The organism is Bacillus sp. BS98 (assembly GCF_008432245.1).
Classification (GTDB): domain Bacteria; phylum Bacillota; class Bacilli; order Bacillales; family Bacillaceae_G; genus Bacillus_A; species Bacillus_A toyonensis.
In genome coordinates, this window is record NZ_CP043830.1 from 3,060,394 (window position 1) to 3,074,892 (window position 14,499).

Below are 14,499 nucleotides of genomic sequence, written 5' to 3' on the forward strand. Positions count from 1 at the left end.
CGCTTAAAAATATTTTCATTTCATGTATAGTAAATCAACTGAAATAAATATATATACAATAATTATTTAACCTCTAAACTAAACCAGTTATTCAATCCGTATACTAACGTAACTAATGCTCCTATTACACCAAAAACAACAATATTTATACCAATTGATGAACCTAATAAAACAGCCATCATTGACACCATCAGTAATAGCATGGCGATACTATTTATCTTAATTTCTACTATGTCGCCATCCTTTACTTTCTTTTCTTTACTTCCAAAAAAAAATTGTTTTACTTTAATATTCGCTTCATCTAATTCAAAAGGAAACGTATATTCTTCGTTATTCTCAAGTTTCATTACTACTTCGTTATCTACCTTTACTGCAACTCTTGCTGCTCCGCCCATTATCCCTGTTGCTCTTATTACTTTAATGCTCATATTAAATCCCCCTATTAGATTTCACTGCAACTATTAAGAAATTCCCCTTGTTGCACACTACTTCATCCTCCGTTTAATAAACATAATATTCCAAAAGGTATTATAACAAGTCCCAGTACAATATTTTGTCAAAATTTGTCGTTTTTCTACAAAAAGGATATTTTATCCATTACCGTAGAAAAAAGACTCTTACAATAGTAAGAGTCTTTTTTCTAAAGTAACACTTTCATTAGCGGAAGGATTATTACTTCATAAAGCTGGGCCATCTGCACATAGGAACATACTATCACTTCGGCTGTAAAGTTAATACTTTCCCTTCAATTCCATCTGTATTTAAAGTAGTCATATGATACGTGCCATTTACCCAATCATCTATTTGATCATGATACCAATCGCTTCTAAAATGTCCTGACTGTCCTGGCCCTACGATATGATAACCGTTTGACATATCTTTCGTATCTATGACAAATCGCCAAGAAGCACCATGATTTACAATACCGTTATCTCCATAACTCGCTGCTTGAACGGTAACTTGGCTTCCGCCAATTGGAACTGGCTTCTCACGATTAAAAGCAAATAACGCTAACATACTAGATGATTTCGAAATTGGATGTGTAAAAGCAAGTTGATGGTAATCGCCCCACTTCCACTCTGCAACATCGGTTCCATACTCCTTCTGCAATTTTTTCATTACATTCTCGTACGATGTATGCACAACTTTTGTGAAGCCTCCATATTTAGAAAACCATACACTATTTTCCCCGGCTACTTGTTTCCGAATTAATTCATCAACAACTTGTGACTTTCCTTCAAATAACTCCATCACATCTTTCGGTATTTCTTTTGAAAATAACGTATTCGAAATCTCTTTCATTAACAAATGAAAAATTAATGGTGCCGCTTCATCTTTACTATCGTAAAAGTTCCACTTTGTTAATTGTTTTACGCCTTCTTTCTCTACTTCATTTAAAGTTGTTTTATGTAACTCTTTTAAAAATATTGAAGTAAACTCTTTCCCGTATAAATTCTTTTGGTCCATCTGTAATTCTTCTAAATCTTTCACCGTATACTTTTCCTTCTCTTGCAAAAACTCTTGAATACGCATTTGTCTATATGGCTGCGCCCACGTATTGCTAATATGGTATGGATAATTATCATCAACAATTTTATTATTCGCAGTTGAAATAAATCCTTCTTTCGGATTTATTACTTTTGGCAGCTGATCAAACGGGATATATCCTTCCCATTCATATTCATCTGTCCATCCTGGAACTGGCAAACTACCATCACCTTTTTTGCGCACTGGTATATTTCCATTCGCTTTATAAGCAATCGTGCCATCGTTTGATGCAAACACAAAGTTTTGAGTTGGTGTATGAAAATCTTGTAGAGCCGTTTCAAACTCATTCCAGTCTTTCGCTTTATTCATATTTAATACAGCCTTTAATTCAGCTGAAGGCTCCAAAGCAGTCCATTTCAAAGCGAATACTGTTTTCGTTTTTCCCTTCTCCTTATCCGCAAACTCTGAAATGACTGGACCATGCCTCGTAACAGTAACGTTATACGGAATGGTTCTCCCGCCTTTTACTTTAATAGATTCGTCAACAACAGTAGCCTTTTCCCACTTATCGTTATACAAAAATTCATTTTCATTATTAGGGTTTCTCTTTTCAATATATAAATCTTGCACATCAGGACCGGTATTCGTAACGCCCCATGCTATTTTGTCATTGTGTCCTAATATAACACCTGGCACTCCAGCGAAAATAACGCCACTCACATTTAAATCTCTCATTTCAAGTCTCGTTTGATACCATATAGAAGGTGTCGCAAGAGATAAATGAGGGTCATCCGCTAAAATTGGCTTACCTGACGCACTCTTCTCACCGCTCACAACCCAGTTATTACTACCGTTAAACTCCGGCGGAATTATTGTTTTTGAAAAACTTTGTGCTACGTCCACATTTGTATTTTTCAGTTCAGCGAGCAATCTAGGGGCATCTTTCGGATATGTAGGAAATAGCTCATTTGCTTGCTCTTTCGGAAGATTTTTCAGCGCCCAATAACGAAACGCTTGTCCGTGCCAATGTCCTCCTAAATCAAACGCCATATACTTCCCAATCGTTAAAGTATCAACAATTGACCATTCAGCAGGTTCATAACCTAATATAGTAAATTCAACTTGCAATCTCTTTTCCGCTTTCGCTTCACGTATAAAAGCGTTCACCCCATCAGCAAATGACTGCAAAGCAAATTTTGCTTCCCCATCATATTGACTAACAGACGCTTCTGCTGCTCGCCGTAAACCGAGCGTTCGAAACAATTTATCTCTATCAACGGCTGCTTCTCCAACAACTTCACTTAACATACCAGAAGCTTGCCTTCTACTTAAATCCATTTGAAATAAGCGATCTTGTGCTTGCACATACCCTTGCGAAAAATATAAATCATGTGCATTTTCCGCTTTAATATGCGGTACCCCGTTACTATCTCGTTTCACCGTAACAGCATGTTGTAAATCCTCTAGCTTTATCGTTCCATCTATCTTTGGCATAGATCTCAGCGTATATACGTTCAAAAAAATCACACTGCAAATAATCAATAAAAGAACGATACTACTAGACCAAATAAAAATTCTCTTACCTCTAGTTCGTTTCTTCTTTATAACAACTTCCATATAACCCCTCCTTTCTCAAACTATTCGCTTCTATTTTGAAAGAACCTTTTAAAATAGAAAAATCCTTATATGCTACGGATCATACAAAATGAATCCTTCCTTTTCTTCACTTAAATCTACTTGCCCTTTCTTACACCAATTCCTCAAAATCCCCTTCACATAAGCGAACGTTCGCTTATTATGTTCAAACGCAATTTTAAGTGCTTCTAGTACTACCTTTCCTGAAACTCTTTGTATCCAATCCTTCAATTCTTTCACGATATATGGGGATAAGCTACTAATATGTTGTTCATAAAACTTGTACACTTTACTATTGGGAACGGCCTCTTCTATACTTTCTACCTCTTCTACTTCTTTCTCTTCAATAACTTCTTGTAAACTACTAGTATCCTCTTCTTCAGGCATACCAAAATGCTGCAATAACAATGGGATCTTCCATTCTTCTTCAAGACATCTACGTAAATACATATGTATGAACTCTTTATTTTTCACAGTCTTCAACTCACGTAACACACATTTTTCTACATTCGTATTTAAAATAGGGTTATAACGTAGCCAATTTACTATGAATAACTCTTTCGTTTCCATATCATAAAAAATCTTCCCATATTCAACAAACCGGTTTAATAGCTTCTCAACAGTTGCCATACTGTAACCTGTTTCAAGCTCTGCCACTCGCTTCGGTAATATGTAAATACCACATTGCTTCGTTTTCGTTCCAGTTAACAAATATATGTAAAAATAACGCTCCTCTGGCGTTAAATCTAATATGAATTCATCTTGCCAAAAGTTCACCTGCACATTACGGTACACCGCCATCTATTTCCCTCCACTCTTTGCTAGCAAATAAGAAATCCCAATCCTTCAATATAAATATAGGAATGTGGGAGCCGTTTTGGCATTCGAATTACAATTTTTTTTACTACTTACTGTAAAGTAACAAAAAGGTTATTTAATCTTGCTACCAAAAATACAATAGACATCTGTCTATGTAAATGACAGATGTCTATTAAAGTCGTTTAAAAATCTAGTTGTTTCATAGACAATGGATTTTTAGGTGAATAATAAAGTTTCTTCATTTGAGAACCAAATAATGAAAATGAACCCTCATAATAAACATAACAAATAGAGTATTTGCATTTAAACTTTATAAAACTCAAATGTATTTTTTTCTAGACATATTGCTTCATCGGAACTTTTAATAATAATATCAAAACGTTGACTGTATGGATGCATAAACACTTTATACTGAATCCGACGTTCTGCATGAGACCGCCTTAAATAATTGATATCGGCTCCCCTTTCAGCAATATCTCGGCTAGACCTTCTCATTAATTCCGTTTCATCATCTGTATAGAAGTAAATTTTTAAATCAAATAGATTGGGATTAATAAATGCGACACACATTCCTTCTACAATTGTCACTTTGTTTTTTGAAGAAATTAACTCGCTTTTCATATAATGCGTATCTATCGTATAAAAATCTAAACCAGCCCTTACCATCTGAACATCTCTTTCTAAAGCAGACAAATGATGCGCTGATGGATGACAAGCCGTCATTTTATAATGATGATTTTCGTTTTGATATGTATAGTCAATAATTGCATGCTTTCGTATGTCTGAACTAACAATATATGGATCTGTATTAATATAATTCACTTCATTTTGATCTAGTAGGTCTACAAGCATATTAGCAAACGTTGTTTTTCCAGCAGCGCCATGTCCTGAAACACCAATAACAACCTGTTCATTAGTCCTACTAATCCAATTTATGATTTCTTGCAATAACTTATCCATCCTTCTCCCCCTTTTACTGATATACTGCCCTTATTTTAATTAGTTAAATATTGAGATGTCCTCTCATCTTATTATACATGAAAGAAAAAATAGCATAATGATCCATCGTACCATCTCTAATTTTATACAACTATATTATTTGTGAACACTTACAACGACGTTATTATGTTTTCGCGCTTGTTTTGTTCTTGTAGTTGTTTTTGTTTTTGTTTTGTTTTTTCTTAGTGATTTATTACTTGGTAGGTGCTTATGAGGGGCTTGGAAGGGGCTATATAGCGTTTTATTCCCGTCTAATTTTTAATTACACACGCCTCCTACAATCTTCTTATACTGTGTACACCCATAAAATTATATTCTTTCCGAAAATAAAAGTACTGAATTTTCTTCGTAGATAATCCAGTACTTGACGATTGAAAACTTATAAATGAAAGTGGCTACTATTAATAAGGTTAGTTGAAATACACTTCTACAAATCATTTTAGTAACGATACGATTATACATACCGAATTATCTATAACGGAACGTTCTGGGCGTGATTTCATTAATACTGTTAATCCTATTAAAGACGTAACTAATGTTTGCGCTACTGCTTTAGCGTTCAAATCACTTTCCAGTTCTCCGGACTGAATTCCTTTCATAATTAATTCTTGAAATATAACTGAGAGATACATTTGATGTTCTCTAGTTAGCACTTCAAACTTTTCATTATGAGGAGCAAGCTCAACCATTGTGTTAATACAAAAACAACCTTTACTTAATTCTTTTTTATATTCTTCTTCCACTATATTTTCAAACAATGTCCGAATTGCTTCTTTTACAGATTTTCCGCTTTGAAGTTTTGTTCGTATACGAGCCGCATGTAAATTTGTGTATCTCCTTAATGCCTCTTCAAATAAACCCTCTTTATCACCAAAGGCTGAATATAAACTCGGCTTTTGTATTTCCATTTTAGCAGTTAGATCACTTAATGAAGTAGCAGCGTACCCCTTCTCCCAAAAAAGTTGCATAGCAGCATCCAAAGCTTTTTCTTCATCAAATTCGCGTAGTCGAGCCATTTAAAACCCTCCCCTTCTCCATCTACTTTTTAAGATTATACATTATCACTTTATGTACCAATCAGTATATTATATATCGTATTAAATTATAAACGATGTGTCAAAAGAAAACGTTATTAATTCAAAATAAACTTGACATATCTATTTCTTCGAGATTATATTTTACTTACGAAATAACATACCGTTCGGTACGTTATTTCCAATCACACAAAAAGGAGCTGATTTTATGAGTAGCAAAGAAAAAATGATGACCACTCTAAAACATACTCATATACATTCACCTGTTCATGCAACCATGTCACGCTATATGACTCTATTATTCGCAATAGCTTGCGGGATGGCTGTGGCGAATATCTACTTCGCTCATCCACTACTTGATTCTTTATCAAATGAATTTAAGATTAGTCATTCAACTATCGGTATTGTGATTACGATTACTCAAGTTTGTTATGCACTCGGATTACTTTTATTCGTCCCACTTGGTGACTTATTAAACCAAAAGAGACTCATTATTGTTCAAATGCTTTTATCTGTTTTCGCTTTAATTGTAATCGGAATCGCTCCCTCCAGCACCATACTTTTTATAGGTATGGCCTTAGTAGGACTTCTTGCAACTGTGACGCAAACACTCGTCGCATACGCATCAATTTTAGCTAATCCAGCTGAACGTGGACGCATAGTAGGTTTCGTGACAAGCGGCGTTGTAATAGGTATTCTCCTTGCTCGTACATTTGCAGGCACATTAACAGATTTAGCTGGATGGCGGTCCGTTTATCTCACCTCCGCTACCCTTTTACTCTTCGTATCTTTTTTATTACATCGGAATTTACCTACTCTTGAACAGAAAAGAATGACAACTATGCCTTACCAAAAATTAATACGTTCTGTTCTCTTATTATTTGTAGAAGAACGACTCTTACGCATTCGCGGAATATTAGCATTGCTCATTTTCACTTCATTCAGTATTTTATGGACTTCTTTAGTATTACCTCTAAGTGCTACACCTCATAATCTATCACATACAGCTATTGGTGCATTCGGCCTTGCTGGAGTTGCAGGTGCATTAGCTGCTACGAAAGCGGGACAATTAGCTGATAAAGGATTAGGACAACGAACAACTGGCATAGCCTTATCTTTATTAGTACTTTCATGGCTCCTAATTAAATTTATTAACTACTCTCTATTGTTACTAATTTTCGGCATTATCCTTTTAGATTTAGCTGTGCAAGCTGTACATGTCACCAATCAAAGTATGCTTTTCACAGTGCGCCCTGAAGCAAGAAGTCGAATCACTGCCAGTTACATGATTTTTTATTCTATCGGTAGTGCAACGGGTGCAATTCTTTCAACAAATGTTTATGCAAAATACGGATGGAATGGAGTATGCCTATTAGGTGTATCTATTAGTGCTTTTGCTCTTTTATTTTGGGCAATGACCTTACGACGATCATCACAACTAAAAAAAGAATAATTCATTTATATATTTTCTAATATGCATTTTTCTACAAGACTATAGAATACCATTTACTTTTTAAAATAAATCAACGGCATTTTCATATTAAAAATGCCGTTGATTCCAAACTTTTATGTATGCGATTCGCCATGTCATGTTAATGGTTCCTATACTAACGAAATACCTCTATTACAAATTACCTTTAACTTGTCCAACAATCTCATTTATCGTATTTCGATCAAACTTATCACTAATTTCGTATGGCTTACGATCTTCTACTAATTGTACCCCTACGATGTCTTTTCGGTCTTTACCATATTGCACTTCAATAATAGATCCACGCTCTATTTGTTTCCAAATGTGGCTTGCTTCATCTTTATTATCTAAAATAATACAGTCCTCAATAGTTTCATCAATCCCAATTAACTTGTTATCATCCATATATCCTACCTCGTATTGTAGACGTTCTTTCGCTTTGCCACTTACTAATATACCTTTGCTACCATATGAGTAATCCGTATAATCCTTTTTCTCCACTTGTACCGCTTTCGGCTCTTTTGCTTCCGTTTTTTCAGCAGTTCCACAACCCGTAATAAGACCAATCGGCATAACCACCGTTAATACTACTCTAGTAAATTTCTTTATCATTTGTAACCAACCTCACATGTTTAACTTTAAATTCCATTTATCCCCTTACCAAATAATAACATAACACTACAGAGAAAATGCCAAAGATAAAATATTATTTACATTCTCCCACTTTAAAAACCGATGCGGAAAGTTATACATCTATTTTGTCTCTTTCCCGTTTACCTTAATGTAATATTCTCATGATTATAATTAGATGGAAGGTCAAAATCACAAACTGAATTGCCAAGGAATTATAGAAAGTAGACATCCTACTCACATACGATTAGTATTAAATTTGAGAGGTATGGAAAACTCGATAAAAAATATAAACTATATCATTAAAATTAAAATGGTCTTTATATTAAGGAAGGAAGTGCACAGCTATGGATTTTAAAACAGTTATGCAAGAGCTTGAATCCCTCGGTAAGGAAAGAACGAAAAAAATATACATATCTAACGGTGCACACGAGCCAGTTTTCGGCGTAGCTACGGGCGCTATGAAACCAATCGCTAAGAAAATAAAATTAAATCAAGAGTTGGCTGAGGAACTTTATGCCACAGGTAACTACGATGCTATGTACTTTGCAGGCATTATTGCAGATCCAAAATCTATGAGTGAGTCTGATTTTGATCGCTGGATGGACGGGGCATATTTTTATATGCTATCCGATTATGTAGTGGCAGTAACTTTATCAGAGGCAAATATTGCACAAGATGTTGCTGATAAATGGATTACAAGTGGGGATGAGCTTAAAATGTCTGCAGGCTGGAGTTGCTACTGCTGGCTTTTAGGGAATCGCAAAGACAATGAGTTTTCTGAAAGCAAAATTTCCGATATGCTTGAAATGGTGAAAAATACAATTCATGATTCACCAGAACGAACAAAATCCGCTATGAATAATTTCCTAAACACTGTGGCAATTTCATATGTACCGCTACACGAAAAGGCAGTTGAGACTGCAAAAGAAGTTGGTATAGTTGAAGTAAAACGTGATAAGAAAAAAAGCAGTTTACTAAATGCTTCAGAAAGTATTCAAAAAGAACTTGATAGTGGCAGACTTGGTTTCAAACGTAAATATGTAAGGTGTTAAAAGTATGAAGGTGTCAATCTAAGTGAGATTGACACCTTTTTTTATGGACATTACTAGATTAATCGGACTCAAAGTTAAAGAGAACCAATCATTCATTTCCCTCTATACATCTAAAACTTCTTCTTTCAATTTATATACTCTATCTCTTTTCTCATCATCTTTGATAAAAATAAGTTTTCCTTCTTTAACAAAACCTTCTAATATTAAGCATACTTGACCATATGCTTTAGGCTTATTTGTTGTGAATCTTTCATCGGGTATTTTACCAGATCGTATTAATCGTTCGCATAGCTCAAGTGCACTTATTTCTTCAGAATTAAGTAATTCCAAAATAGCTTTTTGCAATGGCGATAACGGTACGGGTATCTCAGCTACCTCCACCTTCTCTTTTTCTTCTTCAAATAAATCTTCAAATGAAATTTGATTCATTACATCTTTTCCTTTCTCACAATTGATTTATATAACATGAACTGAATCCTATATGTACTGGAACTTTAAATATTATGTATTGTTATGTAGTACTTACCTTATTACATGAATTTCAAACTCATGTCCGTAATTCCATATAGTATGTTTCGATTATACCAAATATACGTTCTGTCTTCTATTGTAGAATCTTTTATAACAGGAATGAAAGTAATAGTGAACATTTTTCTTCTCGTTAGTTGTATAAAAAACTATGTAAAAAAACAGAAATAAGTTTACATAATAAAATTATAGTTATTTATTAATTTTCTATGCTAAAACGCAAAAAGCACTTGTTTCCTTTAATTGACAATCAAGTGCTTTAAGTTCATCTGTTTTTAAGTTGCGTAAATTTGTAAGTTTTGTAGTAACAATATGACACCTTTTGTACATCATGACAAATACTATATTAAAACTTACGAGTTTGTACGAGTTCGTTAGTTTAATATACATTCTATGTGTTTATATTTATCACCCGGTAAAATGTCATCTCGCCTAAGCTCATACTTTGTTTTCTATTCTATCATTGCACATAATACTCTATGATGGGACAACCATCATGAAGTATCTATTTTTAAACACCCTATTATTTTTTCCTATCCACTTCACATAAACTTTATTTTTCATTCATCATTATATTTTTTAATCGTGCAATTCACTTAAAAAATTAGTAAATGTATCTGCAATGTAAAATACATTTTCTCTTGCCAGTTCTTCTACTTGTGCTTCTGTTAAACCTTCTTGACGCATTAACATTTCTTTTTCGCCAGCATTCTCATGTTCCCAAAATACCACAACAGGGTTATTTTTGGCATTTTTATAGTCAAAACATATTAAATTCCCTGCTGGGTCAAAAGCAAAAGGAACTAACTCTTTAGGTATAGTAGTGGCATAAGTACGATATACTTTAACAATATATTCGCTACTATCCGTATCATAAGAGAGCAATGTCCCAAACACTCTTGTTACTCCATCCACCTCAAACTTATATGGTAATACCGCTGAACCATTATTAGTAATAGCACACTCTACATAATCACTTGGAAATATAAAACCCATCTGCTTACCCACTTCATATATATATTCTGCTGAAACCGGCTCATCTGGTACTGGCCATGTTAAATCTTTTCTCATCTAATTACGGCCTCCCCATACGATTAAAAAAGCACCCGTTTCCTTTATTCAACAATCAAGTGCTTTAAGTTCATCTATTTGTAAGTAGCATAAATTTGTAAGTTTTGTAGTAATAGTATGACACCTTTTATATATCACAACAAATACTATGTTAAAACTTACGAGTTTGTACGAGTTCGTTAGTTTAATATACATTCCATGTGTTTATATTTATCGCCCGGTAAAATGTCATCTCGCCTAAGCTCGTACTTTGTTTTCTATTCTATCATTGCACATAGTACTCCATGATGGTACAACCATCATGGAGTATGCACTTTTAAACCACTTATTCTTTTTCTTTCCACTACAAATATACTTTATCTTTATTCATCTATATATACGTTTATGCATGTTTATCTTCAACACCATAATTGCTATTATTTTCTTCACTATTCAATACATAAAGTTGATAATGTATATTTCAATACCCTAATCTCTCTTAATCATCACCTAAAATTCTATCATCTAGCTTTTCTCTGTCTTCAGCAATTTGTTCATATGAACTAATAAGGTTACTTATATAATCAATTTGAACCTCTCGATTATCTTGAAACAAATGTACAGTAGCCCCCTTACTTATTAAAGCCTCTATTGTTTTTTTGAAGTCTTTTAATTCATCTGTATCAAAACAATCACATTCTAGTACCACATTATTATCTTCTATATTTCTTTTAATATCTTGAATACTTGCTCCATTATTCTGTCTGATAATCGATACATACTTTAATTTATTTGAATCATCATCAATTTTCAGTCTCATCTTCACCATAAATTCTTACCTCCTTAAAAGTCTTTAATTGGTATTATAGGCTCACCTGGAATACTATTCCTCCACTTTCTTCCATGCCATCCGTAAAAATGCTCACGAAAAGTTGCTGGATAGATTATTTCTCCCTTATCAGCGAGATGCGGATATTTTGCAGCACTATAACTATGATGCCCTGCAATTGGTTTACCATCAAATTTAGGAGTTTTACCAGCAAGAATATCTTTTAACTGTTCTTGAGACCACTCTCGAGTAAGCGGTTCATTATTTAATATTCTTTGTTGTTCTTGGTACCAAAATTCTTTAACTCCTTTATCCCGTCTTTTAGCAAATTTCTTATTCCAGATGTAGTCTGCATACTCTTGTTTTGTAATAGTTCTATTATCAATCTTATCTCTTAATGCTTTCATTTTCTTAGAACTCATTTGCTTTGTCGTAGTTGGATGCTGATTTAAATCTAATCCTTTTGTTCTCTCTGCTATAATATCTCTTGCTTCTTTTACATGAGGAACATCAGAGATTTTCTTACTACCTTTACCCGTACCCTATGTTGTAATCTTAAACCCTCACAATAAAAAAGCAAACCATGTAACCCCTTATTAAACTACTTCTTTTCCTTCCACTACCGGCAACTCATAAGCTGTTTTATATTTCATCATGCCATATATAATATTTACAAGCCTTCTCATAATACATACCAATGCTTGTCCCTTTGTTTTTCCTTCTTTTAGTTTCTTTTGATAGTATGCATGAAATACTGGATTCCGTGGCGTCTTACTTCCTTTCGCTACTTGCACTTGCTGTACAGCTAAATTATAAAATAAAGCGTGTAACGCTCTGTTCCCTTGTTTGCTTTTATGTGTCTTACCTTTCCCACCAGAACCAAAGTAAACAGGCGCAATCCCCGCAAATCGTGCTAATTTGTTGGCATTTGGAAATCGTCTTACATCTCCAATTTCTGCAATTAATGCTGATGCAGTCACAAGTTCTATTCCCGGCATCGTCTCTAATTGATAATCTAGTAGATTTACTAGCTGTTTTAATTCTCTTTCGATGTATTTCATTTCCTTCTTTTTAAACTCAATCTCCCGTACAATACTTCTTACTAAAAAGTTTCGCATTTCTTGATACTCTTTCATTGTTTGTCCATCTTCTTTTACAAGTTTTAATATGTCGCTTGCTTTCTTTACCGAACATGTATTGTTGCTAACATCTAATAAAAAAGCTGTTAATTTCTTTATACTAACACCTTCTAAACAGGACGGTGACGGATACTGCTGCCAAAACGCTAATGCTGTTTTCCCATCTAATTCTGAGAAAAACTTTTTATAACTTGGATAATGATGGTTTAATTGAATATGTAATTGGTTCTTTAATGCACTTTGTGCTTTTACTAATGCATTCCTTCTTGAAACCAGTTGTTGTATTGACCATAATAAATCGTTTGGCTTTGCATCTGGTAATTGATTAAATTTGTTTACCAATATGCGTGCCACACATTACGAATCCCAACTATCATTTTTGTGTATCATCACTTGGCTTTTTCGTTCTAAAAATGATAAAGCTGGATTTACTTCTTTTACTACCTGTTCGTGATCTACTAAATATTTCGCTAATGCTCTTCCGTAACCACCAACATCTTCTAAACCAAATACAACTGATAAACCATCACTCACATATGTCTCTACTTCTAATAAAAACTTCGAAAATGCAGATGGTTTATTCTCAAATTGTATTTCTCCTAATTTCTCTTGCCAACAATTAATCATAACAGCCGTATGATGCTACTTATGTAAATCTACTCCTACATACAAATAGTTCTGTCTATTATGCATAACTCATCCCTCTATTCAATGATTTAGTCATATATAAAAATGTCGGCAACCTTAGTTCGAGCGTTCATCCTCCGATGCGCATAGGTACGCAAGCCTATCCATTTTCATAATTTCATAAGTACATATAGTAAAATGAGCGATTTCTTTAAGTACGACTGTTATATAATTGCTGGATGTTTACCGTTTACTTGTATTTGCCCGTATGTATATATCCCTCGATAAAAACTCTCTCGGTCTAACATACGTTTCACTTGTACTTTCGTAAACAGCTTTCCTTTCTCTGTACGATAGCCTTCCGTATTCAGTCGTTCTGCCAATTGAGTAAGTGACCAATGCTTAAAAAAGTGTCGTAGCTCAAATAGCCTACGTACAACGATTGCTTTACTAGCATCTACTTCTAACACTTTTTGTCCTTTGTTTGCCCTATAACCAAACATCACACCGCCCCCTGCATATCCACCTTGTTCCGCTTTTTTCTTTCTGCCTCTACTTAGCTTCAACGCAATCTCGAGACGTTGATATTGGTCTAATAGCTCTAACATGCCATTTACTAAAAAATCATTTGGGTCATGTGTGTATATACTGTAATTGGGTTGTTCAATTGCTTTCACATCTACCTTGTATTTCTTTAGCTCTCGTTGTATTAACACTTTTGCCATATCAGAGCGCCATAACCTAGATGTATTTAGTACAATCACGTGGCTCACTTGATGATATGTCATATCTGACAATAATTCTTGTAAACCTTCACGTTCAACTGTTAATCCATCTTCATCTACTGTCGCTCCGCTAATTCCTTTATCTTCGTATATATGAAACAGTTGTAGTTTATTTTCAATGCAGTACCGTTCGATTTCTTCTACTTGATACGTTAGGCTGTACCCTTCACGCACTTGTCCTTCTGTTGAAACACGTACATAACCAACTACTTTCTCTTCCATATTGAGTCCTCTCCCGTTACAGCAATTAAAGTCCTTGTAACGTTTACCCGTTTTTTGCGGATAACGTATGCATAACGTCCATCCGTTAAAACGTACTTTACGATGACTTCAAAAAATAACACAACCCTTTATTTTTCCCTCTACTATCGTCGTACACTGTACATAGCCATTACAATCTATAAAACAAC

13 protein-coding genes and 1 pseudogene are annotated in these 14,499 nt (G+C 34.2%); 2 read left to right on the top strand and 12 right to left on the bottom strand.

Annotated elements, in window-relative coordinates; translation table 11 throughout:
* Positions 1 to 62: 62 nt before the first annotated feature.
* From F0362_RS15850 to F0362_RS15875, 5 genes are all read right to left on the bottom strand, one after another.
* Positions 63 to 428 carry a hypothetical protein gene (locus F0362_RS15850; RefSeq protein ID WP_000025017.1) on the bottom strand — a complete coding sequence of 122 codons (366 nt, stop codon included), beginning with the start codon at positions 426 to 428 and terminating at the stop codon, positions 63 to 65.
* 286 nt (positions 429 to 714) lie between these two features.
* Complete coding sequence (locus F0362_RS15855) at positions 715 to 3,105, bottom strand: penicillin acylase family protein (protein WP_097881592.1); 2,391 nt, start codon at positions 3,103 to 3,105, stop codon at positions 715 to 717.
* 72 nt (positions 3,106 to 3,177) lie between these two features.
* Positions 3,178 to 3,924 carry a DnaD domain-containing protein gene (locus F0362_RS15860; RefSeq protein WP_016091203.1) on the bottom strand — a complete coding sequence of 249 codons (747 nt, stop codon included), beginning with the start codon at positions 3,922 to 3,924 and terminating at the stop codon, positions 3,178 to 3,180.
* 321 nt (positions 3,925 to 4,245) lie between these two features.
* Positions 4,246 to 4,902 (bottom strand): uridine kinase family protein, encoded by a 657-nt coding sequence (locus F0362_RS15865; RefSeq protein ID WP_053445829.1) that lies wholly within the window; start codon positions 4,900 to 4,902, stop codon positions 4,246 to 4,248.
* A 473-nt stretch (positions 4,903 to 5,375) separates the two neighbouring features.
* Positions 5,376 to 5,957 carry a TetR/AcrR family transcriptional regulator gene (locus F0362_RS15875; protein ID WP_097860882.1) on the bottom strand — a complete coding sequence of 194 codons (582 nt, stop codon included), beginning with the start codon at positions 5,955 to 5,957 and terminating at the stop codon, positions 5,376 to 5,378.
* Between the two features lie 226 nt (positions 5,958 to 6,183).
* On the opposite strand from F0362_RS15875, the gene F0362_RS15880 reads away from it, so the two are divergent.
* On the top strand, positions 6,184 to 7,428 hold the full coding sequence (locus tag F0362_RS15880) for an MFS transporter (protein WP_097860883.1): 1,245 nt from the start codon (positions 6,184 to 6,186) through the stop codon (positions 7,426 to 7,428).
* Positions 7,429 to 7,599: 171 nt separating this feature from the next.
* Here the strand turns inward: F0362_RS15880 and F0362_RS15885 are convergent, their stop codons facing one another.
* The gene (locus F0362_RS15885; RefSeq protein ID WP_097860884.1) at positions 7,600 to 8,058 is read right to left on the bottom strand and encodes a hypothetical protein; all 459 of its coding nucleotides are present in this window, start codon (positions 8,056 to 8,058) and stop codon (positions 7,600 to 7,602) included.
* 365 nt (positions 8,059 to 8,423) lie between these two features.
* Here F0362_RS15885 and F0362_RS15890 point away from each other — a divergent pair, with 365 nt between their 5' ends.
* Positions 8,424 to 9,131 carry a DNA alkylation repair protein gene (locus F0362_RS15890; RefSeq protein ID WP_149889870.1) on the top strand — a complete coding sequence of 236 codons (708 nt, stop codon included), beginning with the start codon at positions 8,424 to 8,426 and terminating at the stop codon, positions 9,129 to 9,131.
* A 102-nt stretch (positions 9,132 to 9,233) separates the two neighbouring features.
* Here the strand turns inward: F0362_RS15890 and F0362_RS15895 are convergent, their stop codons facing one another.
* From F0362_RS15895 to F0362_RS15925, 6 genes and pseudogenes are all read right to left on the bottom strand, one after another.
* Positions 9,234 to 9,560 (bottom strand): DUF3895 domain-containing protein, encoded by a 327-nt coding sequence (locus F0362_RS15895; RefSeq protein WP_001071903.1) that lies wholly within the window; start codon positions 9,558 to 9,560, stop codon positions 9,234 to 9,236.
* 678 nt (positions 9,561 to 10,238) lie between these two features.
* Positions 10,239 to 10,730 (bottom strand): SMI1/KNR4 family protein, encoded by a 492-nt coding sequence (locus tag F0362_RS15905; RefSeq protein ID WP_016108797.1) that lies wholly within the window; start codon positions 10,728 to 10,730, stop codon positions 10,239 to 10,241.
* Positions 10,731 to 11,208: 478 nt separating this feature from the next.
* Positions 11,209 to 11,538 carry a hypothetical protein gene (locus tag F0362_RS15910; RefSeq protein WP_149889871.1) on the bottom strand — a complete coding sequence of 110 codons (330 nt, stop codon included), beginning with the start codon at positions 11,536 to 11,538 and terminating at the stop codon, positions 11,209 to 11,211.
* Between the two features lie 14 nt (positions 11,539 to 11,552).
* Positions 11,553 to 11,945, bottom strand: a complete 393-nt coding sequence (locus tag F0362_RS15915) for a hypothetical protein (RefSeq protein ID WP_240516057.1) — start codon at positions 11,943 to 11,945, stop codon at positions 11,553 to 11,555.
* Positions 11,946 to 12,134: 189 nt separating this feature from the next.
* Positions 12,135 to 13,304 (bottom strand): annotated as a pseudogene (locus tag F0362_RS15920) (IS110 family transposase).
* 224 nt (positions 13,305 to 13,528) lie between these two features.
* The gene (locus F0362_RS15925; protein WP_097860885.1) at positions 13,529 to 14,311 is read right to left on the bottom strand and encodes a recombinase family protein; all 783 of its coding nucleotides are present in this window, start codon (positions 14,309 to 14,311) and stop codon (positions 13,529 to 13,531) included.
* Positions 14,312 to 14,499 lie beyond the last annotated feature (188 nt).